The sequence below is a fragment of the Limisphaera sp. VF-2 genome (assembly GCF_049537125.1).
In the GTDB taxonomy this organism is placed as follows: Bacteria; Verrucomicrobiota; Verrucomicrobiia; order Limisphaerales; family Limisphaeraceae; genus Limisphaera.
Genome location: NZ_JBMVQY010000001.1, coordinates 927,016 through 951,283, shown reverse-complemented (window position 1 = coordinate 951,283; position 24,268 = coordinate 927,016). Strand labels below are relative to the sequence as shown.

21 protein-coding genes are annotated in these 24,268 nt (G+C 65.4%); 10 read left to right on the top strand and 11 right to left on the bottom strand.

Features of this window, described 5'->3' with window-relative positions:
* Nucleotides 1-127 precede the first annotated feature (127 nt).
* Nucleotides 128-310: a hypothetical protein gene (locus ACPDIT_RS03400; protein ID WP_423441556.1), complete on the bottom strand. Its 183-nt coding sequence runs from the start codon at nt 308-310 to the stop codon at nt 128-130.
* A 656-nt stretch (nt 311-966) separates the two neighbouring features.
* On the opposite strand from ACPDIT_RS03400, the gene ACPDIT_RS03395 reads away from it, so the two are divergent.
* Nucleotides 967-3,054 (top strand): hypothetical protein, encoded by a 2,088-nt coding sequence (locus tag ACPDIT_RS03395; protein ID WP_423441554.1) that lies wholly within the window; start codon nt 967-969, stop codon nt 3,052-3,054.
* 592 nt (nt 3,055-3,646) lie between these two features.
* Nucleotides 3,647-5,335: a sodium:solute symporter gene (locus tag ACPDIT_RS03390; RefSeq protein ID WP_423441552.1), complete on the top strand. Its 1,689-nt coding sequence runs from the start codon at nt 3,647-3,649 to the stop codon at nt 5,333-5,335.
* 4 nt (nt 5,336-5,339) lie between these two features.
* Here the strand turns inward: ACPDIT_RS03390 and ACPDIT_RS03385 are convergent, their stop codons facing one another.
* The 3 genes from ACPDIT_RS03385 to ACPDIT_RS03375 form a co-directional block, all read right to left on the bottom strand.
* Nucleotides 5,340-6,392 carry an alcohol dehydrogenase catalytic domain-containing protein gene (locus ACPDIT_RS03385; RefSeq protein ID WP_423441550.1) on the bottom strand — a complete coding sequence of 351 codons (1,053 nt, stop codon included), beginning with the start codon at nt 6,390-6,392 and terminating at the stop codon, nt 5,340-5,342.
* A 272-nt stretch (nt 6,393-6,664) separates the two neighbouring features.
* On the bottom strand, nt 6,665-8,458 hold the full coding sequence (locus ACPDIT_RS03380; protein ID WP_423441548.1) for a hypothetical protein: 1,794 nt from the start codon (nt 8,456-8,458) through the stop codon (nt 6,665-6,667).
* Nucleotides 8,455-9,237 (bottom strand): ABC transporter ATP-binding protein, encoded by a 783-nt coding sequence (locus tag ACPDIT_RS03375; RefSeq protein WP_423441546.1) that lies wholly within the window; start codon nt 9,235-9,237, stop codon nt 8,455-8,457. The genes ACPDIT_RS03380 and ACPDIT_RS03375 overlap by 4 nt, the downstream gene beginning before the upstream one ends.
* Nucleotides 9,238-9,602: 365 nt before the next feature.
* On the opposite strand from ACPDIT_RS03375, the gene uvrA reads away from it, so the two are divergent.
* From uvrA to ACPDIT_RS03355, 4 genes are all read left to right on the top strand, one after another.
* Nucleotides 9,603-12,569, top strand: a complete 2,967-nt coding sequence (gene uvrA / locus ACPDIT_RS03370) for an excinuclease ABC subunit UvrA (protein ID WP_423441544.1) — start codon at nt 9,603-9,605, stop codon at nt 12,567-12,569.
* A gap of 110 nt (nt 12,570-12,679) precedes the next feature.
* Entirely contained in the window at nt 12,680-13,474 is a 795-nt protein-coding gene (locus ACPDIT_RS03365; RefSeq protein ID WP_423441542.1) for a thymidylate synthase, read from the top strand.
* A 19-nt stretch (nt 13,475-13,493) separates the two neighbouring features.
* A complete protein-coding gene (locus ACPDIT_RS03360) occupies nt 13,494-14,765 on the top strand; it encodes an aminotransferase class V-fold PLP-dependent enzyme (RefSeq protein WP_423441540.1) in 1,272 nt (423 codons plus the stop codon).
* Nucleotides 14,735-15,325, top strand: coding sequence for a dihydrofolate reductase (locus ACPDIT_RS03355; RefSeq protein ID WP_423441538.1), 591 nt, complete (start codon nt 14,735-14,737; stop codon nt 15,323-15,325). Before ACPDIT_RS03360 ends, ACPDIT_RS03355 begins: the two co-directional genes overlap by 31 nt.
* A 61-nt stretch (nt 15,326-15,386) precedes the next feature.
* Here the strand turns inward: ACPDIT_RS03355 and ACPDIT_RS03350 are convergent, their stop codons facing one another.
* The 4 genes from ACPDIT_RS03350 to rpmB all read right to left on the bottom strand — a co-directional run bounded on the left by ACPDIT_RS03350 (nt 15,387) and on the right by rpmB (nt 19,728).
* Nucleotides 15,387-16,793 (bottom strand): cytosine permease, encoded by a 1,407-nt coding sequence (locus tag ACPDIT_RS03350; protein ID WP_423441536.1) that lies wholly within the window; start codon nt 16,791-16,793, stop codon nt 15,387-15,389.
* Between the two features lie 722 nt (nt 16,794-17,515).
* Nucleotides 17,516-18,490 carry a dihydroorotate dehydrogenase gene (locus tag ACPDIT_RS03345; RefSeq protein ID WP_423441535.1) on the bottom strand — a complete coding sequence of 325 codons (975 nt, stop codon included), beginning with the start codon at nt 18,488-18,490 and terminating at the stop codon, nt 17,516-17,518.
* Nucleotides 18,487-19,287 carry a dihydroorotate dehydrogenase electron transfer subunit gene (locus tag ACPDIT_RS03340; protein WP_423441533.1) on the bottom strand — a complete coding sequence of 267 codons (801 nt, stop codon included), beginning with the start codon at nt 19,285-19,287 and terminating at the stop codon, nt 18,487-18,489. Before ACPDIT_RS03340 ends, ACPDIT_RS03345 begins: the two co-directional genes overlap by 4 nt.
* Before the next feature lie 174 nt (nt 19,288-19,461).
* Nucleotides 19,462-19,728 carry a 50S ribosomal protein L28 gene (rpmB, locus tag ACPDIT_RS03335; protein WP_423441532.1) on the bottom strand — a complete coding sequence of 89 codons (267 nt, stop codon included), beginning with the start codon at nt 19,726-19,728 and terminating at the stop codon, nt 19,462-19,464.
* A gap of 323 nt (nt 19,729-20,051) precedes the next feature.
* On the opposite strand from rpmB, the gene ACPDIT_RS03330 reads away from it, so the two are divergent.
* The 3 genes from ACPDIT_RS03330 to ACPDIT_RS03320 all read left to right on the top strand — a co-directional run bounded on the left by ACPDIT_RS03330 (nt 20,052) and on the right by ACPDIT_RS03320 (nt 21,975).
* Nucleotides 20,052-20,375, top strand: coding sequence for a hypothetical protein (locus ACPDIT_RS03330; protein ID WP_423441530.1), 324 nt, complete (start codon nt 20,052-20,054; stop codon nt 20,373-20,375).
* A 573-nt stretch (nt 20,376-20,948) separates the two neighbouring features.
* The gene (locus ACPDIT_RS03325) at nt 20,949-21,218 is read left to right on the top strand and encodes a hypothetical protein (RefSeq protein WP_423441528.1); all 270 of its coding nucleotides are present in this window, start codon (nt 20,949-20,951) and stop codon (nt 21,216-21,218) included.
* 466 nt (nt 21,219-21,684) lie between these two features.
* Nucleotides 21,685-21,975 carry an alpha/beta hydrolase family protein gene (locus tag ACPDIT_RS03320; RefSeq protein WP_423441527.1) on the top strand — a complete coding sequence of 97 codons (291 nt, stop codon included), beginning with the start codon at nt 21,685-21,687 and terminating at the stop codon, nt 21,973-21,975.
* On the opposite strand, the gene ACPDIT_RS03315 is transcribed toward ACPDIT_RS03320, so the two are convergent.
* The 3 genes from ACPDIT_RS03315 to ACPDIT_RS03305 are packed head-to-tail and all read right to left on the bottom strand — an operon-like array spanning nt 21,960 to nt 23,300.
* Nucleotides 21,960-22,727 (bottom strand): hypothetical protein, encoded by a 768-nt coding sequence (locus ACPDIT_RS03315; protein WP_423441525.1) that lies wholly within the window; start codon nt 22,725-22,727, stop codon nt 21,960-21,962. The genes ACPDIT_RS03320 and ACPDIT_RS03315 overlap by 16 nt on opposite strands.
* Entirely contained in the window at nt 22,714-23,076 is a 363-nt protein-coding gene (locus ACPDIT_RS03310) for a hypothetical protein (protein WP_423441523.1), read from the bottom strand. The genes ACPDIT_RS03315 and ACPDIT_RS03310 overlap by 14 nt, the downstream gene beginning before the upstream one ends.
* The gene (locus tag ACPDIT_RS03305) at nt 23,073-23,300 is read right to left on the bottom strand and encodes a hypothetical protein (RefSeq protein ID WP_423441521.1); all 228 of its coding nucleotides are present in this window, start codon (nt 23,298-23,300) and stop codon (nt 23,073-23,075) included. The genes ACPDIT_RS03310 and ACPDIT_RS03305 overlap by 4 nt, the downstream gene beginning before the upstream one ends.
* 533 nt (nt 23,301-23,833) lie before the next feature.
* Between ACPDIT_RS03305 and ACPDIT_RS03300 the strand changes: the two genes are divergently transcribed.
* Nucleotides 23,834-24,223, top strand: a complete 390-nt coding sequence (locus ACPDIT_RS03300) for an RbsD/FucU domain-containing protein (protein ID WP_423441519.1) — start codon at nt 23,834-23,836, stop codon at nt 24,221-24,223.
* Nucleotides 24,224-24,268: the final 45 nt, after the last annotated feature.

The window sequence follows — 24,268 nt, the reverse complement described above, 5'->3', positions numbered from 1 at the left end:
AAATCCCGAAAGCGCGGCGGAATGCCGGGCGTCACCGGCGCGGGAGGCTGAGGGACACCGGCATTTCCTCCGATACACGAATCCCGGGTTCAATTTGAAACGCGGCCGGATGCAGAGTTCAGGACCTCTACGCTTCAAAGTCCTGGCGCACCTCCGACTGTACCCGGCCCGGATTGCCCCGCACCACCCCCAGGTTCGTCACCACCACCCACACCCCGCCGGTCCGATTGTTCACCTGCGCCTCCCCGTACCAGTACCGCCCCTGCCGCACCGCCGGTGCCCATTCGTTGGTGCCCCACCAGAACGTCACCGTCGCATTCGTGGCCGCCTCCCCGGACACCGGCAAGGTACGGCGGCACCGTCCGACTGGTGTACTGGTTGAGCCGATTGACCGTGTTGGTGCTCCAGTGCAGGCTCTGGCCCCGTTCGTCCCCGCCCCAGGTCCCGGCCGTCCCGTTCCCCCTCGCATCGTGTCGATGCTCGAGCTGTCGGCCCGCCACGGGAGTAGCGCCGCCCCAATATTCCTTCTTTTGACCCGGGGCACCGGAGCACGCAATCCATCCGCCAGCGTTGGCATTGCGGGCGTTGATGCGGTGGTTGTCAGCTTTCCACCGGCGTCCATTGAGACAGCCCGGAGATCCGAGGCGGGTGTCCCAGCCCGCGACAGATGTCCGCCCATTGCTTTGCAGGGCGTTGAAAAAGAGCCGGAGTTCATGGAAGTCCCTGCGCAGCCTGTCGGTCTGGAAGCGGCGTTTCCTCGAGCTACCGTTTTTCAACCACCTGCGCGGGAGGCAGAATCGTCGTCATTGGTCGCTGCGTGCGCCGCTTGTTATGGGAACGTTCGGGCGATTCGGCAGGTCTCACTCCCACCAGGTTGGGCCTGTTCAAGGCTTGACGCCGCACCCGGAAGGGCCTACAACCCCCCTCGACAAGCCTGAATGAACCCAGTCCTTCGAACTCCATGCTATGAAAACCATCCCTCCTTGCCGTCCAACGGGCGCATCCTCCGCGAACAACCTCCGGGGCCGGAGCCGGCTTATCGGTTTCACCCTGGGTTGCCTGGGGTTGGTATGGTGGGGCATCGCGCCGCTCCAGGGGCAGCCCGTGATTCAGGACAACTTCGACTCTTATGGCACGGTTTCCGACATGGTGGCTGCCGGTTGGCGGCTGTCCGCCCTGAACCCGGCGCTGGTGACCACCACCTTTCCCGCATCGGGTCAGGGGAAGGCTCTGCGACTGCAGGCCAATCCCGTCCCGAACACGGCGCCGGCCGTAGGGATGTGGTATCGCACCAACGAGTACACCGAGTTCTTCGTGGCCGTGGACCTGGTGGACTGGCCGGGTACGGATAAGAACCAGGCCATGGTGGTGTTTGGGCATCTGACCGACGCCAACACGGGCACCATCCCGCCCAATCTCAACCCCGCCACGGCACAAGGTGTCATCTGCAACTATGACGCTTCGCAGTATGGAGAAAATCCGACCGACCGTCGCCAGGGACAATTCCAGATCAACGTGGTGAACGCGGGCTTCGCCACGCGTACGCTGGCCGTGGCCGAGGTCACGTTCGAGCCGGGCCGATCGTATCGGATCACTTTCAGCGGTCGGGCGGGTCGATATGTGGCCAAGGCCTATGATCATCACGATTTGACCCGGCCGCTGGTGGTGTTGGAGGCCGAAGATTATTCGTTCTCCTCGGGCGCATGCGGTTTCCTGGGGTTCAGCCGACAGGGCACGGTCGGCACGGTGGATGCCACCTGGGACAATTTCTACTGTGGGCCCTCGGATCCCAACACGGCCCCGGAACCGGCCCTGGCGCATCCGGTGCCCGGCACGCCCCAGGTCATCAGCCGCAACCCGACCAATCGGTTCACCAACTTCCACCCGGCATCGCAGGGGATCCGGTTTACCGCGTCCACGCTCTCGGACAACGCCATCAATGCCGCGGCGACCCGGCTCTACCTGAACGGGCAGGATGTATCGGCCGCCCTGCAACCCTTGCCCGCCAACGGGCCCACGCTGACCTTTGCCACTGCCCCCGGCACGCTTCAGCCCAACCAGGTCTACGCTGCGCGGATCGAGTTGCAGGATGTGTCCGGCACCCGAAGGTCCACCAACACCTTCTGGTTCGACACTTTCAGCGAGACGATTCTGGAGACACCGCCGTTCAAAACAGTCGAGTGTGAGGACTACAACTACGACAGCGGCCAGGCCCAGACCGAGCCCATCCCGTTGTCCGGATGGAAATCCGACGGATCCAAGGTCAACGGGGATGGAGTGGGGTACCTGGACCTGGTCGGCACGCCCGGCGTGGATTATTTCGACAACCGCACGTCGCCCGAGGGAGGATGGAACGATTACCGCTTCTGGGATGCGGTGGGCACTTCCACGGGCAATCAGGACATCAGCGACCTGACGCGAGCCATCCGCGACCCCTTGCCGCCCGAGCTGATCCGCTCCAAATATGCGGCGGTGGGATTGCAGGAGTACGTGGTGGCGCGAACCGAACCGGGCGAATGGCTCAATTACACGCGAACCTTCGTTTCCACGAACTACCTGGTCTATTTGCGGGTGGGCAGTTTCGGCGCCACCGAGGCCGAGCTGGGCCGCGTAACCAGCGATCCCACCCAGCCGGACCAAACCGTCGTCCCGTTGGGCCGGTTCTCGATTCCCAACAACCTCATGCACATCCACTACACGTACGTGCCGTTGATGGACGGCGATCGCCCGGCGAGGGTGGCCCTCGGGGGGCGGGAAACCCTGCGCCTGACCATGAGGGGCACGCCGGGTCAGGACAACCGGAAAGTGTACCTCAATTACCTCCTCTTTGTGCCGGTGCCCGCGCTGCCTCAACCGGTTTCGCTGGACATCCGTCGCCAGGGAGACCAGGTGCTTCTCTCCTGGCCCGACGGCCCTTGGCGGCTGCAAAGCAGCCCCACGCTGGATCCCTCCGCTTGGACAGACGTCACGCAGGGGATCAGCCAACAGGGTGATCGTCGGCAATTCAGCACGGTGCCCGAAGGTACGCGGTTCTACCGGTTGGTGGCGCCCTGAGCGCAGGGCTCCGTTCGGGGTGCCCCGAAGGCCGTGAGTTCTGCGTGCGCGGCTGGACGTTCGGACCGGCCGCGCATGCGTTTTTTCCTGGTGGTTCGGCGCCGCCGCGGTGCTACCCGGCTTCGGAGCCGAAGTGGCCGGCAAGAGTTCCGCTCCTGCGCCATGCACCACGCTCCTGCGCATGGGGGAGCAGCGAGGGAACGAAAACCGGCCCGAGCGGTCCCACGGTGGAACAGCGCGGAAGCGCATGAGAGGCAGGCAAAGGAGGTCGGGCGGCCCCGGTTCAGGCGTCGAAGCCCGAGCTTGTGGCGTCGGGTCGGGCGTGGGGATCCGGGCGCCGCGGAAGACGCGCGGGATTCGGGATTGACAGACTGCCGGGGAGTGGATGAACTGGGGCGGTCATTACTGTGGAAAGCTTAGAAATCGCCTTCCGACCGAGTCTTGGCCTGTTCCGCGCGGAGCGGGGCACGTGGTTCTTGCGCCTGCGGGCCGGGGGCGGAGCGCTTCTCCACAGACTCATCTGGCAGACACCGGGGCCCCTTCGGGGCGCTGATCATCCCGGCCATAAAACCCTGCAACCGGAGCACCTCCTATGCACTGGCTGGATTGGATTGTCATCGCGCTGTACTTCGTGCTGATCGGCTGGCTGGCGTGGTGGTACGGTCGACATCAGCGTGACACGGTTGACTACTTCCTGGCCGGACGCAATGCCGGTTGGGTCGTCATCGGTGCTTCCATCTTCACATCCAACATCGGATCGGAACACATCGTCGGGCTGGCCGGGCAGGGGGCTTCCACGGGGATGGCGATGGCGCACTGGGAGTTGCACGCCTGGTGCTTGATCGTGCTGGCGGGATTGTTCGTGCCCTTCTACTACAAATCCGGCGTCGCCACGATCCCGGAGTTTTTGGAGAAGCGCTTCAGTGCCCGGACGCGCTGGATCCTTTCGTGTGTGTCCCTGGTGGCCTACGTGTTTACGAAGGTCAGCGTGACGGTGTATGCGGGAGCGATCGTGTTTCAGGCGCTGTTGCCGGACACGTTTGGCAGTCCCCAGAACGCCTTCTGGGTGGGCGCGTTCACCACGGTGATCATCACGGGCATTTACACGGTGTTTGGCGGCATTCGGGCCATTTTGCACACCGCCACGCCCCAGGCGGTGGTCATCTTGCTCGGCTCCTTCATCATCACCGCCATCGGCCTGCACAAGCTGGGCGGCTGGGGTGAGTTGGTGGCCACCTGCAAGACCAACGCGGCCAACTTTGCGCTGTGGCGTCCGCTGAGCGACCCGGACTTTCCGTGGCTGGGCGTCGTGATCGCCTCCCCCATCATCGGATTGTGGTACTGGTGCACGGACCAGTACATCGTGCAACGCGTTTTGTCGGCGCGGGATTTGCCCACGGCCCGACGGGGTGCTTTGTTCGGCGGTCTGCTGAAGGTCTGGCCGGTGCTGATCTTCCTGATTCCGGGGATGATCGGCTGGGCCCTGCATCAGAAGGGCATTATCCAGCTGCCGCCGAAGATCGTGGGGGGCGAGATCGTCGCACCGATCGATGGGGATCAGGTCTTCCCCTCCCTGGTGAAGATGCTGTTGCCGCCGGGGATTCGCGGCTTGATCGTGGCCTGCCTGTTGGCGGCCCTGATGAGTTCGCTGGCCTCCCTCTTCAATTCGAGCGCCTCGCTCTTCACGGTGGACATTTACGAGAAGATTCGGCCCGGCCAGTCGGAACAGCACCTGTTGACCGTCGGCCGGATTGCCACGGCCACGGTGGTGGTCCTGGGGATCATTTGGATTCCGGTGATGGCCAAGGTGTCCGGGGGAGGCCTCTACCAGTACTTGCAAAGCGTGCAGGGGTATCTGGCCCCGCCCATTACGGCGGTGTTTTTCCTCGGTTTGTTCTGGAAGCGCTTGAACAGTGCCGGGGCCACCTGGGCTCTGGCGACGGGATTCATCCTGGGCATGTTCAAACTGACCGTCCAGGTCTTCTTCGGCGAGGGCAAGACCTTCCAGGAACCGGCCTGGCTGGTCTGGATCGGCGAGCTGAACTTCCTCTACGCCACCGGCATCCTGTTCGCCATTGCCGCCATCGTCATGGTGGTGGCCTCCCTGCTGACCCCGCCGCCACCTGAAGAGAAAATCCGGGGCCTGACCTATGGCTCCATCCACAAGGAAGCGGCCGACGAAATCCGCAAGAGTTGGGACGCCGGCAACATCGCCATGGCGACCATCATTCTTTTGGCGGTGGGCGGGATGTACCTGTACTTCAGCTTCTGGCTGAACTGAGGGGTCACCCGCCATCTGCCAGGGGGGACTCGGGACAGATCAAGATTTTGCCCAGGGCGCGCCGGTTCCGCAGCCGGTCCAACCCCTCCAGGGCCCTGGACAGGGCGAACACCGAGTCCACGACCGGTCGCAACCGGCCGGCGGCCGCCCACTCCAATGTACGCAAGAGCGAGGCACGGTTCCGGCCGTAACTGCCCACCAGGCGGTGCTGCTTCACGAAAAACGGCCAGAGGGCCAATGTCGGTTGCCGCCCCAGGGTGGCTCCGCAAGTGACGACCGTGCCGTTGCGGGCCAGGCATTGAAACACCTGTTCCAGGATTGGCCCTCCGAGGTGCTCGACCACCACGTCCACGCCCCGGTTGCCGGTGTGTTTGCGCACCGTGCGCGGCCAGTCGGGCTCCGCCGGGTCCACGGCCAGTTCCGCTCCCAACCGCAGTCCCAGCTCCCGTTTGGCGGCCGTGGAGCCGGTGGTGATGACGCGCGCGCCGAGCTCGCGCGCGATTTGAATGGCGGCCGATCCCACCCCACTGGCGGCGGCCATCACCAGCACCCATTGGCCGGGTTGCACTGTAATCCGGTGAGTCAGCATGTGCATGGCCGTGCTGGCCGCAAGGGTCAGGGCGGCCGCATCCCGGCAGGACAGCCGCTCCGGCAGCGGCACCAGCGCCCGGGCCGGAACGCGCACCCGCTCGGCCAGACCGCCATCCACATCCACCCCCAGCAGCCGGCCTCGCAGACAGGTTGATTCCTCTCCTGCCCGACAGAACTCGCACTCACCACAAAACAGGTTGGATTGGATGGCCACCCGTTGCCCGGGGTGCCAGTCCCGGACGTTCGCCCCCACGGACTCGATCACGCCACTGACCTCGGCCCCCGGGACCCGGGGCAGGGACACCGACACCGGCAAGGCCCCCTGTTCCAGCCAAAGATCCAAATGATTGAGCCCGCAGGCGTGCACGCGCACCACCACCTCGTCCGAACCGGGTTGAGGGTCGGGCAACTCCTGCCACAAAAACTGTCCGGGCCGACCATGCTCTACCAACTGCCAGGCTTTCATGCGGTTGTTCCGAGACGGAACCCGAGGTTGAGGCTTTCGTCAATCCGCGGTCAAGGAGGGGCCGTGGGATCGGTCGAGGAGACAAACTGGCTAACCGGGGTCCGGATGCAAGCCGGGGCCTGCGCGGCGGTGGGTGGGCGCGGGGATTCTGAGGGTGGGGAATCCGTTTGCCCGCGGAAAGCCATGTCTTTGCGAAGAAAAAAAGAAAGCTGAAGCATGCCGCCGTCGCTTGCGCGACGCAGCACGAGCCGAGTGCCTCGTTCGACCCCGACTCATTCGGCGCGAGTGGTGACGGCCTCCAAAATCCGCTCTTGGCGAGCGTGCAACATCCGCCCGAGGGCCGGCAGCAGGATCGCGTACAGGCCGGCTGCCAATCCGGTCAACACCAGAGACGCCAGAAGAAGCACCGCATCTTCGGCGGGCCAACCCATCCGACGCCACGCGGTGGCCGTTAACGGCGGCAAAAACAGAACCCCCAACGCCACGGGGGTCACCACCAGTTGCAGAAACAACGAGAGCCACCGGCTCACCACGGGCGGACGGGAGGGGAGCAATGTCCCCGGGCTCACATGGTACGGAGCCAAAATCGATGCCAGGTTGCCCACCACACACAGCAACAGAAACCCGGCAGCAAACAACGCGACCCCCGCCGCCCCGACGACCGGCGGAAAGCGCAAGAGCCAGCTCACCAGCGCCAGGACGGCGAGCGCAAACGGGAACAGGAGGCCGAAAAAGCCCAGGTTTTTCCCCAACAGGACTGCAGGACGGGGCGCCGGACACAGCATCAGTGCGCGAAACCCGTCGCGGTCCAGGCCGAACTGGTTGGACAAGAGAAGCACGGTCCCGAACAAAAACCACGCCACAAGACCCGCACACAAGAATGGCTGGAGTTCCGGATCCGGCGAGAACCGGCCGCGGAACAGGCCGAGGACCACCAGGCCGAGCAGGAGCAGCTGATGGGTGATGGTGTTCGCCCGGACCTCGGGGGCGCGGGTCAAAGAACGCAGTTGGGCAAGCGCCACGGCAGCCACCGGACCCGGGAGCCACGGCAACGGCCGCTCCAACCAGGTGCGACGCTGTGGACCTCCCGAAGTCCGGGAACGGAATCGACCCAGCGAAGCTCGTACCGGCTCCTCGGCCAGGTAGGCTCGCAGAGTCGAGCGCCAGCTCCAACGCAGGCCCAAGCCCGCCAACCCTGCCGTCGCCACCAGCAACACCGCCACCGGCCCAAACTCGTTGCGTGCGGCCGCCTGTGCCCCGTAGCCGGGCCACAGCAGGGGAATCCAGCGATGCAACGGGACGAGCGCTCGAGCGGCCGACTCGTTCAAGAACAGCGAATCGCCCTGCTCCCGCATCCGTTGGCTTTGCCCCCCAGGGTGGGGTTGGGGCGAGCCCTCCGCATCCACGGATGCTGCCGACCGAGAGGATGCGTTTTCTGCCACCCGACCACCAAGGACCCAGAGGTTGGGCAGTTGACTGACCAGCAGGAGGCTCAACCCTGCGTACGCCAGCACGGCCCGGCGCCGGCGCCCATCGCGCATCATCAGTCGGGCGAGCCACCCCCGCAGGGCAAACAACCACGCCTGCACCAGCACAATGTAAGCAACCGTCAGAAGCAGGAACGGGGCCATGCGGGGGCCATGCGCCAGACACAAACCCAGAGCCAGCCCGATCAATCCCGAGGTGAACACGAGAGCAACGGGCGATACCAACGTGGCCAGGAAATTCAGCAGGAAGACATCCCACACCCGGAGGGGAAGATACAAAAACCGGCTCAGATCGAAGGGCTCCGATTTTTGCACCTCCAACAAAACCCCCAGCACCAGATAGAAAGTGAAGAAGAAGGAAACGAGGTCCCAGACCAGCATGAGTGCCGTGGAGGTGACGTGCGGAAGCACGAGCCAGCCCACGGCCAGGCCGCAGACGGCGAAGAAGAGACCGCCCACCAGGACCATGGCCGTCCCGAACAGGTGGAGGAACTGCGCCAGTGGGCCCTCGCGGTAAAGGCGTCGCCACAGGAGGCGCCAGCGCAACCAGAGAACCGCCTTCCATTGTTCGCGGCTCATGTCTCTTCCAGCCAGGTGAGTCGTTGGGCCTGAAGATGCTCGCGACCCACGGTGGCGAGGAAATGGTCCTCCAGTGAGCCGGTCTGTCGAATTTCCTCCATGGTGCCCTGGAAGACGAGCCGGCCCTGGTGAATGATCGCCACGTCGGTGCAGAGCCGCTCCACAATTTCCAGCACATGCGACGTCAGGAACACCGTCGCCCCTCGCGCCACGCATTGTTGCAAAATGTCTTTGAGCAGACGGGACGAGACGGGATCCACCCCCTCGAAGGGCTCATCCAGAAAGAGCAGGTCGGGCCCGGGCAGGAGGGCGGCCGCGAGTGCGAGCTTCTTCTTCATCCCGTGGGAGAAGTCCAGGGTCAGCTTGTTGTCCTCCTTGGCCAGCCCCATGAGCGCCAGGAGTTCCTCGGTCCGTTGGGCCACCACGGGCAGGGGCAGGTCGTACATCCGGCCGATGAACAGGAGGTATTCGCGGGCGGTGAGGTAATCGAAGAGCGCCAGGTTTTCGGGCACCACGCCAATGCGGCGGCGCAATTGACGGGCACATTCCGGGTCGCTCGTGTCCGCGCCGAAGAGTCGGATGCGCCCGCGGCTGGGGGCCAACATGCCGGTGAGCATCTTGAGCGTGGTGGACTTGCCAGCGCCATTGGGGCCCAGGAAACCGAAGAACCGACCTTGCTCCACCCGGAGATTGAGATTGTCCACGGCGCAGACCGAGCCAAAGATCCGGGTCAGGCCCTCGGTTTCGATCACGCAATTGTGACCTGTCGAGGCAGTCATTCGGGCGTGCGGGCAGTTTGGACAGGGAACGGGGGTTTTGCAAGTCACGTTCGGCTCAGGCCCGTGTGCGGCTCGCTCGCAGCCGCCGGGTCGCTCCTCCGCATAAACTGCCCCCCCGCCCCGGGGGAGATGGGCGCAGGTGAGGCACATTTCACTGTCTGCGCCCGGGATTCAAGGGTTTCCGGGAAGCGCCCCTTTCCCTCCGTTTTCCCACATTCAGCATGGTTGATATTCCGCGAAGCCTTCGAAGGTCTTCCGAATTTGAAATCCGGCCGACATGCCCGGCCGCCATCTTCCCGGCCTTGCGCGCGGGAGGGTGGATTTTTAGGCTTCGAAGTTCCGGCCATCACAAAAACGGGCAGGCCATGGCAGAACGCTTCATACGAATCGGCGGCGCGCGGGAGCACAACTTGAAGAATCTGACCCTGGAGATTCCGCGCGACCGACTGGTGGTGATCACGGGGCTGAGCGGCAGCGGCAAGTCATCGCTGGCCTTCGATACGCTGTATGCCGAAGGCCAGCGCAAGTACGTGGAGAGTCTCTCCACCTACGCGCGGCAATTCCTCGGCCAGTTGCAAAAGCCGGACGTGGACTACATCGAGGGGCTCTCGCCGGCCATCGCCATCGAACAGCGCAGTTCCGGTGGCAATCCCCGTTCCATCATCGCCACCACCACGGAGATCTACGATTACCTCCGCCTGCTGTACGCCCACGTGGGCCAGCCCCACTGTCCGGAAACAGGGGGGCCGATCGTGACCCAGACGACCAGCGACATTGTGGACCGACTGCTGGCACTGCCGCGGGGGACCCGACTGCAGCTGCTGGCACCGGTGGTCACGCAGCAAAAGGGCGAGTTCCGCGACGTGCTGGAGCGACTGGCCCGTGAGGGCTTCGTCCGCGCGCGGGTCGATGGACAAATGGTGGAGCTGGGGGATCCCCAGCACCGGATCCGGCTGGATCCGCGTCAAACCCATACCATCGAGGTGGTCGTGGACCGGTTGGTGGTGGACGAGCGGGTGCGGGTGCGGTTGCAGGATTCGGTGGAAACCGCCCTGCGATGGGGCGATGGACAGATGCGGACCCTGCACCAGTTGCCCGGAGCCCAGGATCGTCCCGCCGGCAGCGGCACCGGCGCAGGGCGGAGCCAGGATTCGTGGATCGAAACGCTGCATTCGAACCGGCGCTTTTCACCGGCCACGGGCAAGAGCTATGAACCCCTGACTCCCAAGCATTTTTCGTTCAATGCCCCTGCGGGGGCCTGCCCCGTCTGCCATGGTTTGGGGCAGAAGATGGTCTTCGATGAGGGTCTGGTGGTGCCGGATCCTGACAAGTCCCTGGAAGCCGGGGCCATTCAGCCATGGCGCCGCGGGGGCAAGCGCATGATCACCTATTACAAGGCCCTTTTGCGCGGGGTGGCAGCCCACTACGGCCAAAGCCTGGAGACCCCGTACAAGGAGCTGCCGGAGCACTTCAAGCGCGTGTTGATGCACGGCTCGGGCTCGGAGGAAATCGAGTTCCGATTCTGGCGGGCCGGCACGCCGCAGGTGGTACGGCGGCCCTTCGAAGGGGTGATCCCGAACCTGGAACGGCTCTACGCCGAGACGGAAAGTGAATTCACCCGCAATCGTCTCAAGGCCTACATGAGTCCGCGTTTCTGCGATGCCTGTCAGGGCAAGCGACTCAAACCCGAGGTGTTGGCGGTGACCCTCACGGACGGGCGGCCCGACCGACGCACCCGGTTGGGGCCGGGCAGGCCCGAGATCCCGGGACTCTCGATCATGGACTTCTGCGCTTTGACGGTGGAGGACGCCGATGCGTTCCTGGCAAACCTCCAGTTGAGCGAATTCCAGTGGAAGATCGCCGGCGAGGTGGTGCGGGAGATTCGGTCGCGTCTGGAATTTTTGAAGAACGTGGGCCTGGGGTATCTCACGCTGGACCGCGAGAGCGGCACCCTCAGCGGTGGGGAAGCCCAGCGGATCCGGCTGGCCACCCAGATCGGGGCCGGTCTGGTCGGCGTCCTTTACATCCTGGACGAGCCGAGCATCGGACTGCATCCGCGGGACAACGAGAAACTGTTGCGCACGCTCGAACGGCTCCGGGATCTGGGCAACTCGGTGATCGTGGTGGAGCACGACGCCGAGACCATCCGACGTGCGGACTATATCATCGACATGGGGCCCGGGGCAGGGGTGCACGGCGGACAGGTGGTCGCCGCGGGGACGCTGGCAGAAGTGCTGGCCCATCCGAGGTCGCTGACGGCCAAGTATCTGCGGGGCGAGCTGAGCATTCCGGTGCCGAAACAGCGGGTGGCGCCGAGTGCGGAACGCGGCTGGCTGGAGGTGCTGGGGGCCCGGGAGAACAACCTCAAGAACCTCGATGTGCGGTTTCCCCTGGGCACGTTGACCTGTGTGACCGGGGTGAGTGGCTCGGGCAAAAGCACGTTGGTGGACGACGTCCTGCGGCGGGCGCTGATGCGCCGGTTCTACGGGGCCAAGGACCCGCCCGGGGCCCACCGCGAGATCCGCGGCTACGAACGGCTCGAGAAGGTCATCGTGATCGACCAGGCGCCCATCGGCCGAACCCCGCGGAGCAACCCCGCCACCTACACCGGAATCTTCAACGAGATCCGGGAATTGTTTGCCCGTCTGCCCGCCGCCCGGGTGCGCGGATACGGCCCGGGACGCTTCAGTTTCAACGTCAAGGGCGGCCGTTGCGAAAAGTGTCAGGGCGACGGTGTGCTGGCCATCGAAATGCATTTTCTGCCCCCGGTGTACGTCACTTGTGAGGCCTGCGGCGGCAAACGGTACAACCGTGAAACCCTCGAGATCACATACAAGGGCCGCAACATCGCCGATGTTTTGGCCATGACCGTGGACGAGGCCGTGACGTTTTTCCGCGCGGTCCCTTCGATTCACGAGGCCTGTCTCACCCTGGCCCAGGTCGGCCTTGGTTATTTGTGCCTCGGGCAACCGGCCACCACCCTCAGTGGGGGAGAAGCCCAGCGGGTCAAGCTGGCGGCGGAATTGGCCCGACGCTCGAGCGGCCGGACGCTTTACATTCTGGATGAGCCGACCACCGGTCTTCACTTCCACGATGTGGCCAAGCTGCTGGAGGTGCTGTTCAAGCTGCGGGACGCGGGCAACACGCTCATTGTCATCGAGCACAACCTCGACGTAATCAAGGCGGCCGATTGGGTGATCGATCTCGGTCCGGAGGGCGGCGCCGGCGGGGGCCAGTTGGTGGCCGAGGGCCCGCCCGAGGTGATCGCCGCCTGTCCCCGGAGCCACACCGGACGGTTCCTCCGACCTTTGTTGGGATTCCCTCCGGCCTGATCGCGGAGCCGGATTGTCGCAGGCCGATGGCCCGCGGGTTTCGATTGGCCGGCGACCGGCCGTTCTGCTACCACACTCGCCACGAACGAAAAGAACGGCGAGGCAAGCCCATGAAGCAGTACCTCGATTTGTTGCAGTATGTCCTGGAGCACGGCCGCTACAAGGCCGACCGCACCGGCACCGGAACGTATTCCGTCTTCGGTGCCCAGATCCGTTTCCGCCTGGACGATGGCTTCCCCCTGGTGACCACGAAGAAAATCCATTTCAAATCGGTGGTGTACGAACTCCTGTGGTTCCTGCGCGGCGATACGAACGTCCGGTGGCTTCAACAGCACGGGGTCACGATCTGGGACGAATGGGCCGGACCAGACGGCGATCTGGGGCGCATCTACGGCGCCCAGTGGCGGGACTGGCGCACCGCCGATGGCCGTTCCATCGATCAGCTGGCCCGGGTGGTGGAGGAAATCCGGCGCAACCCCGACAGCCGCCGTCTGATCGTCACGGCATGGAATCCCGGGGAGCTGGACCAGATGGCCCTGCCGCCCTGTCACACCCTGTTCCAGTTCTACGTGCTGGACGGCCGCTTGAGCTGCCAGCTCTACCAGCGCAGCGCGGACATCTTCCTGGGCGTGCCCTTCAATATCGCCAGCTACAGTCTCCTGACCCTGATGGTGGCCCAGATCTGTGACCTGCAGCCCGGAGAGTTCATTCACACCTTCGGCGACCTGCACCTGTACGCCAATCACGTGGAGCAGGCGCGTCTCCAGCTCAGCCGCACCCCCCGGCCCCTGCCGACCGTCCGGCTCAACCCCGCCGTGCGTCGACTGGAGGATTTTCGATACGAGGACATCGAGTTGATCGGTTACGATCCCTGGCCGGCCATCAAGGCACCCGTGGCCGTGTAGGGGTCGTCCGGAAAGATCCATGGAATTACCCCCCTTCTCTCCGACAACGGGCGCTTCCGGAATCCTTTCCGAGGCGGAGCTGACCCGGCGCTTCGGCGGTCCGGACTTCTGGGCGCTGGAACCGGGGATCACCTTCCTGAACCACGGCGCCTTCGGCAGTTGTCCCCGGCCGGTCCTGGCCCGGCAACGGGCCCTCCAGGAACAATGCGAACGACAGCCTGTGCGATTCTTCGTGGAGGAGTTCGAACGTTTGTGGGACGCCGCACGCGCCGCCCTGGCCGACTTCGTGGGCGCTCGACCCGAGAACCTTGTCTTCGTCCGCAATGCGACGGAGGGCGTCAACATCCTGCTGCGCGCGTTTCCGCTGGCCGAGGGCGACGAGGTGCTGGTGACCGATCACGAATACAATGCCTGTCGCAATGCCCTGGATCAGGTGGCTGCGGAACGAGGGGCACGCGTGCGGGTGGTCTCCCTCCCGTTTCCCTTGTCCGGGCCTGCGGAGGTTTTGGAGCGGGTGCAGCAGGGCATCGGGCCGCGGACGCGCCTGGCTTTGCTCGATCACGTGACCAGTCCCACCGGATTGGTGCTGCCGGTGGAGGATCTGGTGCGCACCCTGGGCGAGCGCGGCGTCGAGGTCATCGTGGACGGTGCGCACGGTCCCGGCCTGGTGCCCCTGGCGCTGGAACGGCTGGGCGCATTCGGGTACGCGGGCAATTGTCACAAGTGGCTGTGCGCGCCCAAAGGAGCCGGAATGCTGTACGTCCGGCCCGATGTTCAGCACCGGGTTCGTCCGTTGATCATCAGTCACGGCGCCAACAGCCCCCGCACCGATCGCAGTCGGTTCCTGCTCGAGTTTGGCTGGATGGGCACCATGGATCCGAGTCCGTGGCTGTGCGTGCCGGAAGCCGTGCAAACCCTGGCGACCCTGGTTCCGGGAGGGTGGCCGGCCCTGCAGGTGCGGAATCGCGCGCTGGCGCTCCGGGCGCGCCGTTTCCTCTGTGAACAACTGGATCTGGAATTGCCTGTGCCGGATGCCATGCTTGCGGCGATGGCCGCGTTGCCACTGCCCAAAAGCACGCCCGACGAAGTCCGCGCCATCCATCACGGCCTGGACCCGCTGCGGGACTGGCTCTGGCAACGGTATCGGATCGAGGTGCCCGTCTTTCCCTGGCCGCGGCCGCCGCACCGCGTCTTGCGCATCTCGGCGCACCTCTACAACGCGTGGCCGGATTACGAACGATTGACGGAGGCGCTGCTCCAATGGCGGAAGGAACGACCCAGCCAGTGTTGACCGTCGCATCTCCGGCCACGATGGTGCCGGCACCCCCTGCAGGGGATCGACCGTTCACGGCCATTGCCGCCATGGCGCAGAATCGTGTCATCGGCATGGGCAACCGACTGCCCTGGCATTTGCCCGAGGATTTCCGATGGTTTCGGCAAACCACGCTCGGCCACGTGCTGGTGATGGGACGGCGCACCTTTGAATCGATCGGACGGCCCCTGCCGGGGCGCGACACCATTGTCCTGAGCCGTCAGGCCGTCGGTTGGCCGGGCGTGCGCGTGGCCCGCGGTTGGGACGAGGTCCTTGCCTGGACGGTGGGACGTCGCGTGTTTATTTGTGGCGGGGCGGAGGTGTACCGGCAGGCGCTGGCGATGTGTTCCGATCTCTATCTGACGCTGGTGCTGCGCGACGTGCCGGGAGATGCATTCTTCCCGCCGTTCGAGGACCAGTTCGAGCTGGTGGGCGAGATCCTTGCGACCGAGGCGTTCCGCATCCTGCACTACCGGGCGCGGCCGGCGGGCCCGGCGCGGGCGGGGTCGCTCCCGAGTGCGGGAGAGCATGCCTCTTGAAAATGCCGCCGCCGGAACGCAAGAATCCCGGCGGCGGCCGGCCTTAGAATCTGTCGCCCGCTTACTTGGTCGCCTCGGCCAGCGGTCCGCTCACCGGGACCACCGGCGTTTGCAAGCCGGTCTTGGCAGCCGCGAAATAGACCACCAGGCCCACGATGAACGCCAAAACGGGCGCCGCCGGTATGGCCACGCCGAAGTTGGGCAGGATGCCCACGACGAACCCCAGGGCCCACGCCAGCCACCCGGCGGGGTTAAAGCCCGCGCGTGGCCCCGTCCACCGTCCATGGTTGAGCAGGTAATCGGCCACCATCGCCCCGCAAATGGGTCCAAACGAGGCCCCGATGATCGTGAACACGGGCACCACTTTGCCCGCCCAGCCGAACAGAGCCAGCACAATGCTCACCACGGTGCCAATGCCCACCGAAACGAACGGATTCACCTTCGGCAGCGTGGTCTTGAAACTGTTGGCGGCGATGAACGAGGAGAAACAGGCCGGCGGGAAGGCCGCCAGGGCCAGCAAGAGCCAAAAGATCTTGGCCGTGTTCGGTCCCATGATCGATTCCATCAGTCCCGTGGCCGTCACGGCCGAGGGCGGATTGGCCCCCGCCTGCCCGTAGGCGCCGGCGACAATCATCAGGCTCAATCCTGCCGTCAGGAGAATGGCCAGCCCAATGCCCACCAGGCCGCCCATCTGGACGTCCTTCTTATCCCGGTTGTTGAGGCCGAAGTCCACGCCCGCGGCGCCCGCGGTGGCAAAGAACCCCACGACATAGGTCAGCATCAACGCAATCACCCCGGCGGCACTCAGGGGTTGCGCAATCTTCTGCGAAGCGATCACCGTCTGCGGATCGAACCGGCCCACGCCGCTGACCGTTTTGGCGAACAGGATCAGCAGGATTGCCAGCGGCAGCAGCGGCAGATAGGTGGCCACCCGGGCCACGTACTGGATGCCTTTCAAACCCATGAACGCCGCCAGGGCCGCCCAGATCACGACCAACAACGCGTGCCCGGGCACCGGATAGGTGGAGTCGGGCGAAAGGGTTGTGCCGGCGAAGGTGTTGTAAAGCAGCATGGAGGAGAAAAACGCGTTCACGCCCAGCCAGCCGAACTGCAGCACCCCCATCAGGAATCCCGGCATGATGAAGCCGCCCTGGGCGCCGAAGGTGGACGTGCCCACGATGTACAACGGCAGGCCGGTGCGCATGCCGAACAAACCGGGCACCAGGTAGAACAGATAGTGGCACGCCAGCGCCGCCAAAAGCAGGCCCAGCAGAGCGGTGCCCAGACCTGCCGCCAGGGCCTGCCCGCCACTGGTCACCGGATCCCAGAACACGAACCAAAGGAAAATCCCCGCATACGTGGGAGCGGTGTTCTTGTACCACGGCGCCCGTTTCTCGGGCGGATTCGGACTGGCGCTGGTGATGTAGTTCGGCAACGAGGTCGCCGGTTGAGGTGTGGTAGCGTTCATGAGACGGGTGTCAGGTTGTAAGGATGTTCGGGACAACCTCCGTCATCCGCAGCGGTGCGGGTGCAGCCGAACGACGGATGCCGGGGATCGTTTCCATCGCGTTGCGCTTCCGATCGGGGCGCGGTCGAACTCGGAACCATCCCCGCGCCCGGTGAGCCTTTTCTAATGAGCCGGGTTCGAACTGTCAACCGAAAGCTGGGAGCAGGGCACTCGAAAGGCGCATTTCACCTATTTGGTGCCCCCACAAAAGCTTGGCGCGATTTCGGGCGTCCTCCACACCGAAGAGCCCGGGGAGAACGACATTTCCCTGAGATTCTCGAAGCCCGAACCCAAAGACGGGAACGCGCCCGGACGCGAAAGGCGCAGCCCCGGGAACCTGGCACCCGTCCTCGAAGAACTCGACATCCTGTCGCCAGAAGGGCCGGAGGCACGCATGACCGCAACTGCGGGGCCCACGAAGTCAACGGGATTCGACTGACCACCAGCCTGCGGCTGGCCACAAGGGCTGGCCACCCACGTCTTCACGCGGTGCCGGTGTCGGACCGAGTCCTTTCCGGCCGCGGAAGTTCAGGCGGCACGCCTCCCACAGATTGGCACGCCTCTCGGAGAGATGCTGATGGCGCTGCGAACCACGCTGCTTGTTGCCAGGATAAAGATCGCAGAAGCTGAAAGGACATCGCGTTGCGGGTTCGTCCTGCTCCGGGCCGCGTGATCCCGGCGTTTTATTGCTGCATCCGGGACTCTGCGGGAGTGCAGGTGTTTTCCGATGCCGCGGGTCCCGCTGCCCCGGGCATGTCCACCCGGCCGATGAGATCCCGCACATCGGTGAGGCCGTGCCGCTGCATGTAACGCTGAAGACCCTCGATCACTTCCAGGGCCGTGCGCGGGGCGTAGAAGTTTGCCGTGCCCACCGCCACGGCGGTGGCACCGGCCAGCAGAAACTCGATCGCGTCCTCGGCACTTTGAATGCCGCCCATCCCGATGATCGGGATTCGCACCGCCCGGGCCGCGTCGTACACGAGTTTGATCGCAATCGGCTTGATACACGGCCCCGTCAGGCCGCCCACCCCGTTGGCGAGCCGCGGCCGACGGGTTTCGATGTCGATGGCCATGGCGGGATAGCTGTTCATGATGCTGAGGGCATCGCTGCCCTCCTGCTCCGCCGCTCGCGCGTAGGGTACGATGCTGACGACGTTGGGGCTGAGCTTGGTGATGAGCGGCAGTCGCGTGGCCTTGCGGCAGGCCGCCACCACGCGCGCCAATAATCGGCAGTCCGTCCCGAACTGGGCGCCGCCCTCTTTGATGTTGGGGCAGGACACGTTGAGTTCGAGTGCTCCGACTCCTTCGAGCTGGTCGAAGCGGCGCGCCACTTCGGCGTACTCCTCGATCGTGGTGCCCCAGATGTTGATGATGGTCGGCACCCGGAGCTGGCGCAGAAAGGGCCAGTACTGACGGATGAACCCGTCCACCCCGGGTCCCTGCAGGCCGATGGCATTGAGCAGGCCGCTGGTTACCTCTGCCGTTCGCGGCGTGGGGTTGCCGCGCACCGGGCGAAGACAAATGCCCTTGACCGTGACGGCCCCCAGCTGGTTGAGGTCCAACAGACGGGCATACTCCACCCCGTAGCCGAACGTGCCGGACGCGACGGTGACCGGGTTTTGCAGGCGGAGGGGCCCCAGTTGAACAGACAGGTTCATGCCGGGATCTCCCAAAGGACCTGGCGCGCGTCGAACACGGGGCCCTCCGTGCAGGCCCGCTGGTATTCCCAGCCGCCATCGGTGCGCACGGGCACCACGCAGGTGAGGCACACCCCCATCCCACAGCACATGTGTTCGTCTAGAGAAAGTTCCGCCGGCAGGCCAAAGGCCTCGGCCAGCCGCGCCACGGCGCGCAGCATGGGCGTCGGCCCGCAGGCATACAACTTGCGGTGGGCGGCATGCCGTTGGAGCTCGACCTGAAGGGGTTCGGTCACCAGCCCGCGCACGCCGTAGCTACCGTCCTCGGTGGCCGGACGCACCTCCCAGCCGAGTGCGCGAAATTCCGCTTCGCACAAGATGTCGGTGCGTCGGCGACCTCCAACGAAAACGATCCCGCGACGCGGCGACCGCTCCGCCAGCAGGTAGAGAGCCGCCATGCCGTAGCCCCCGGCCACGAGAATGGGTTCGGGCCCGTCCGGGCTCGGCAATGCAAAGCCGTGTCCCAACGGCCCCAGGGCATCCAGTCGTTCCCCCGGCTGCATGCGTGCCAGGGCTGCGGTCCCTTTGCCGACCACCTTGTAGAGGATGGAAATCGTGTCTCCGCGGGCCTGATAGATGCTGAACGGGCGGCGCAGGAGGGCGTCAGGACGCGACCAGATCCGAAGATGCGCAAACTGGCCGGGCTGCACCCGCGGGGCGATGCCGGGCGCACGGAGGGTCAACAGGTAGTACGACTCGGTCACCCGCTCGTGGGCCAGAATCTCCGTCGATTCCTCGACCATTGTGGACGGCAACATGCGGGGCGAAACTCCGAGTGTCAACGGCGGGGCGGCTCGGGCCGTCGCCTGCCGGGCGCTTTGCCCGCGGCAGAAAAGCAAAAGGCGAAGCATTGGCTTCGCCCTTGTGCGAAAGCTCGTCCTCGTTCCGGTCGACCGAGATTACGCAGCGTTCGGTCCCACCGGGTCCCGGCGTCAAGCCTGCGCGGTCTCGGGCTTTTTCCAGTTGCGCTTCGGCGGCTTGACCACCAGGCCTTTCTTGATGGCACTGGCCGCCACACGGATGTAGCGCACCTGGCCGTTCACCACCGCCTTGACCCGCTGCAGGTTCGGGAAAAAGCGGCGTTTGGTGATACCGGTCACGTGCGTACCGATGCCCCCGGCCTTCTTGGGCTTGCCACTTCGCCAAATGATGCTGCCCTTGTGGGGCCGTTTGCCCGTCAATTCGCAAATCCGTGCCATACGTGTCCTTTTTCCATCCCGCGTTTCAGAGCAGTACAGCATAGCCAACGGCGGTCCTCGAGCAAGTCCTTTCCATATCCCGCCTCGAAGCGGCGTGCGTTTCAGGTTTGGGACATCCCCGAACGCTCGGCGGGATGTCGGGTGTCCCCGACACGGAATGACCCGGGGAAAGCGGCGTTTCCCTCGGATTCCTGAATCCGGGGCTCAAGAACGGAAATGCGCCCGGCTTCGGTGGCCGCACGAGGACTCGGACTTGCAGGTCAGCCGAATCAATCCCGGGTCGAGGGCGTACCTGCAAAACCAACCCATCCCGGGTCCCGCGTGTGGCCCGGGCGGCTTTTTCCAAGTTTGTGGTTTCCCTCAACTCACTGGCCGAGCTGCCGCCGCTGATTCCGCGGGAGGTGCAGTTCGGCAATCCCGAACGCGTCAGCCACAATTCGCCCGGGGGCAGACGCCCGGCCCGGGTGGCGCTGCTTACCAACAACCTGCTGCAAATCCGGGTCGGCATCCCGGGCCGAAACGATGACCGCATCGTCACCGCCGATCCGAGGCGCGCCATCCGCACCTCCACGGGGGCCGGGGACAGCCACACGTTGCGTTGTCCCTGGGACCCCACGAAGTCGAGAACTTTCAAGCTCACGGCGTGACTCTGGCCTCGGGCAATGTGCGCAAGCTCACCGCCATCCGAGGCGTGCGCGCCGGCATCGTCGGCACACAACCGGGTTTTCCCGACGCGGTCCTGGTCAGTCTCAACGCCCGCAACCGGACTGTCTTCGACGTGAATTGGGTGAACTGTCGGATCAGCGCGCGTCCTGGACACGTCGAACCCGGGCGACGTGGTGGGCTGGCGTTTGGATCCCCAATTCCGCATCCGCGCGGCCAGCGTCAGCACCCTGATGGCGGCACCAGGCTGCGCGTACATGACGATTCCTCCGCGTCCTGGCGCAGGGTGTTCAAGGTGGGTTCGGACTCAAACCACGGGCTCCATGACTTCGCCCCCGATGGCCAGGGAGCATTCCGCGAATCGTCCCACGCCCGGACGCGACCGCCGTCCTCGAAAAAGGCCCGGTGACCGGCAAGGAAAACTTGCTCGCCGCGTCCGAAGAAGTGGATGCCGGCTCGGTCAAGATTCACTCGGCTCGGCACGCGGGGGGCGGCGGTTTCCTTCGAGCCGGGCCGGGCCCCTTGGAAAGTGATCGACCCGGCTGTACAGGCGGGCCTTGAACATCCGGCAATTGCACGGCGACGATTCCCGGGTCGTCAGCCGCTCCCGGGCGCACGATCACTGGCGGGCCTGGTTTCATCGTGATCGCAGCTCGCCGCGCTCTCACCCTTGGGATCGCAAGCAACGCCGGTGCGAACTCCTGCTCATCGCTCGGCCGAAGCTGGACGACTGCATGCTGGCGCCGATGATGCCCATAGGTATCAAGAGCCGCCACGGCTTGAGCTTCCATGCCCATCTGACACGGCCCTTGGTGGCGCCGCCGTAGAACCTGCTCCTGGCCCGGCATGGGCATGGCCGCCCGTGGTGGCGCGACAGTTGGGGCTCAATCGCTGGGCCCAAACGGTGTGCAACCCGTTTGTTATGCGGTGTTGCAGGTGAGTATCCGCAGCTCGACCGATTAGGGGATCTTCAACACCGGGAGCCGCCCGTGGGACTTGGAGATGCGCGATGACCTCATCGGCGCGGTTCAGCGGGCCCTCTGGGAAGGCATAGCTGGTCAGGGGAAAGGGGCCATCACCGGCCGCTTGTGAGGCGGCAACGCAACGATGAGCGGCCCGGCGTTCGTGCCGAAGGTTCTCGTTCGACGGCCGGGCGTTGTCGGCCCTTCCAATCTTTGGCCCCTCCCGAACATCGATCCCCCTACTGGAAACCCATGCGCGCGATGTTCGACGTGCGCGTCGGCCACACGGACGACCCCAACGACGCCGACCTGAGCCGGAACGCATTGCCGTTTGTGCAGGGCTGATCGAACCGAGCGCCCCCTGCTCATCGCCCAGGGATCCAATGATCCCCGAGTCAAGCAGCGGGAATCCGAGCAGACTGTCGCGGCCATCCAAAAAACCGCGGCCGGGCCAGCTGCGTGCTGCATCCCCGACGGAGGCCATGACTTTGCCCGGCCGGAGAACCGGGTTGATTCCCGGGCGCGAAGGACAGTTCCCGGCCGAACATCCGGCTCATGTTCCCTCGGGCAGGCTCAAGGTTTCCGGCAAGTGCGAGCCGGTGCAACTCATTGGCCGGCGTGACGGGGTTGGCGTTCCCGCAACCGGTGCCGGTTGGCCTTCCCCAGAGAGACCACCGGCGCCCCCAGCTTCGGCAATACCCCCAACACCTCCGTTTGCGCCGCCGGATAGCTCTCGGGCAGGCGCCACAGCCCCAACTCCGGATCTCCCAGGCACACCAACCGCACCCCCTTCAGCCGCTCCACCGCGTCTTCCACCGTCAGCCCCAACGGCGCCACCCGCCGGTCCAGCGCCCGCGCCAGCTTCAACGCCAACCAGCTCACCACCGCATGCCCCCGCGTCCGGTCTGCCCGCCGCAGAAACACCGGCCGAAGCTTCAACAGCCCCGTCTTCAGCGTCCGAAAGTCCCGCTCCACCTGGCTCAAGCCCAGATACCGCTCCTGCACCGCCTGGGTGCTGGCTGCCGCCACCGGCAGGTCCGTCTCGGTCATATAGCATCCGTCCCGTTGCGCCTCGGCTTCCCGTGCCGCCGCCTCCTCCGTCCACACCACCTGCCGGCCCTCCAGCCGCACCTGCACCCAGCCGCCCAGCCGATAGCGGGCCAGCCGCTCCTGGGCGCCCCGCAGCGAACAGGCCGGGTCGCACCGCCCCGAACGGGCCACTTCGGCGTTGCGCGCCTCGATCCACTGCCGCACCCGCCGCCACGGGTCTTCCCGCCGTGCCCGCTCCCGCGCCCGCCTCTGCGGATTGCACCGCAGCACGTAGCGCCTGGCTCCCACCACCACTTCGGCCGGCTGCTCGTCAAACAGCTCCATCTGCAACCCCCCTTTGTTTCAGCAGCGCCCGCACTTGCGGCTCGGTCAGGGCCGTCACGTACCGAAAGCGCGCCTCCCCCAGCGCCGCCTTGCCCAGGGCCTTGATCATCCCCCGATCCCCCACCAGCGCGATCTCCTCCGCCCCAAAGCGCACTTTGAGCTTCTCCACCGCGTCCCGGAAGGTGGTCGGAGCGGCCGTGTGGCCCCGATACAGTTGAATCGACAGCGGCTCGCCCGTGCCGTCGGTCAACAGCCCCACCACCCGTTGCTTTTTGCCCCGTCGGCTGTCCCGACTGTAACCAAAGTCGACCAGCTCGTTGTGCTGCCCGTGGAAATACGCACTGGTCACGTCGTAGAGAAAGACCGCGCCCGGCGCCGGCCGGCCAGCGCGGCCTCAGTGGCGCCCTGGGGCTTGGCCAGGAATTCCAGCGCGGCGTAGAGGTCCTCCTCGTCAAAGGCGCCCACCCCCAGGACCTCGCGCACCGCATGGTCCTCACTGGCCCGGACGGCCGACAGCCGGCTGCCCCCGAAGGCCAGCCGTTGCAGGCGGGTGGCCTCGCCCACCGCACGCACGATCCCCAACTCGCCGGCCAGGGCGTGCAGCCCGGCTGGCCGACTCCTGCCGGGCGGGGCCGGCCGGCTCGGCCCGGCCGCGGCGGCAATACCCTTCGATCGAAGCGCTCCAGTGGGCCGGCAGGTGCGAGAGGTTGGCAAAGGGTTTCGTGGACCACCACCGTCTTGGGGTGGGAGGCCGGCGCGGGGCAGACTGGGCGAGCGTTTGGGCGGGAAGCGTTTGCCCTGGACCTCCGAGGACCCACTCATAGATCTTGCCGGCTTGCCTGGTGCGATTGCGTTTGATGAACACGCCGGGGCCGCGCGGTACCAGGCAGCGGGAGAGACAAGAGCCATGAGCAAGCGGTAGAGACAACAGTCTGACCGCGAGAGTCACCCCATTTTTTGGGCATCTTGCACCAATACTCGGCGGAAATGCGGAAAGGTCATCCGGAGTTCTGGTCAGCCGGCCGCTGACCAGGCTCGCGGGTGCGGCGGGCCGGCCGCCTGCGAAAAGGGCTGCGCGCAGCAGAGGCTTGTGATAAGGGGTGGCCATGCTGAAGACGGGAATCCTGAATCCGCACGTGTTGTCGCTGCTGGCCCGCGTGCGGCACACGAACACCCTGGTGATCGCCGACCGCGGGTTTCCCTATTGGCCGCAAATCGAGACCGTGGATCTGTCCCTGGTGGACGACATTCCCACGGTGCTGGACGTGCTGCGGGCGATCCGGCCGAATTTCCGGATCGGCCGGGTCTGGATGGCCGAGGAGTTCCGAAGAGAGAACAGCGCCGAGACCCAGGCCCGGTTTGCCGCTGCCCTGGACGGGTTGACCGTCCTGTTCGAGCCCCACGTCCAGTTCAAGTTGCGCGTGCCTCAAGCGATCGGCCTGATTCGCACCGCCGATACGGTTCAGTACGCCAACATGATCCTGGAATCCGCCTAAAGCGGTCCGCCCGGCTACGTCAGGCCCGGAAGCCGAACGTGGGCC

Excerpts from the sequence above, each read along its gene's own strand:
- rpmB (WP_423441532.1), bottom strand. The coding sequence starts at position 19,728 with ATGGCACGGATTTGCGAATTGACGGGCAAACGGCCCCACAAGGGCAGC.
- ACPDIT_RS03375 (WP_423441546.1), bottom strand. The coding sequence starts at position 9,237 with ATGACTGCCTCGACAGGTCACAATTGCGTGATCGAAACCGAGGGCCTG.
- ACPDIT_RS03300 (WP_423441519.1), top strand. The coding sequence starts at position 23,834 with ATGCTGAAGACGGGAATCCTGAATCCGCACGTGTTGTCGCTGCTGGCC.
- uvrA (WP_423441544.1), top strand. The coding sequence starts at position 9,603 with ATGGCAGAACGCTTCATACGAATCGGCGGCGCGCGGGAGCACAACTTG.
- ACPDIT_RS03355 (WP_423441538.1), top strand. The coding sequence starts at position 14,735 with ATGGCGGAAGGAACGACCCAGCCAGTGTTGACCGTCGCATCTCCGGCC.
- ACPDIT_RS03360 (WP_423441540.1), top strand. The coding sequence starts at position 13,494 with ATGGAATTACCCCCCTTCTCTCCGACAACGGGCGCTTCCGGAATCCTT.
- ACPDIT_RS03340 (WP_423441533.1), bottom strand. The coding sequence starts at position 19,287 with ATGTTGCCGTCCACAATGGTCGAGGAATCGACGGAGATTCTGGCCCAC.
- ACPDIT_RS03365 (WP_423441542.1), top strand. The coding sequence starts at position 12,680 with ATGAAGCAGTACCTCGATTTGTTGCAGTATGTCCTGGAGCACGGCCGC.
- ACPDIT_RS03315 (WP_423441525.1), bottom strand. The coding sequence starts at position 22,727 with ATGGAGCTGTTTGACGAGCAGCCGGCCGAAGTGGTGGTGGGAGCCAGG.
- ACPDIT_RS03350 (WP_423441536.1), bottom strand. The coding sequence starts at position 16,793 with ATGAACGCTACCACACCTCAACCGGCGACCTCGTTGCCGAACTACATC.
- ACPDIT_RS03385 (WP_423441550.1), bottom strand. The coding sequence starts at position 6,392 with ATGAAAGCCTGGCAGTTGGTAGAGCATGGTCGGCCCGGACAGTTTTTG.
- ACPDIT_RS03380 (WP_423441548.1), bottom strand. The coding sequence starts at position 8,458 with ATGAGCCGCGAACAATGGAAGGCGGTTCTCTGGTTGCGCTGGCGCCTC.
- ACPDIT_RS03345 (WP_423441535.1), bottom strand. The coding sequence starts at position 18,490 with ATGAACCTGTCTGTTCAACTGGGGCCCCTCCGCCTGCAAAACCCGGTC.
- ACPDIT_RS03390 (WP_423441552.1), top strand. The coding sequence starts at position 3,647 with ATGCACTGGCTGGATTGGATTGTCATCGCGCTGTACTTCGTGCTGATC.
- ACPDIT_RS03395 (WP_423441554.1), top strand. The coding sequence starts at position 967 with ATGAAAACCATCCCTCCTTGCCGTCCAACGGGCGCATCCTCCGCGAAC.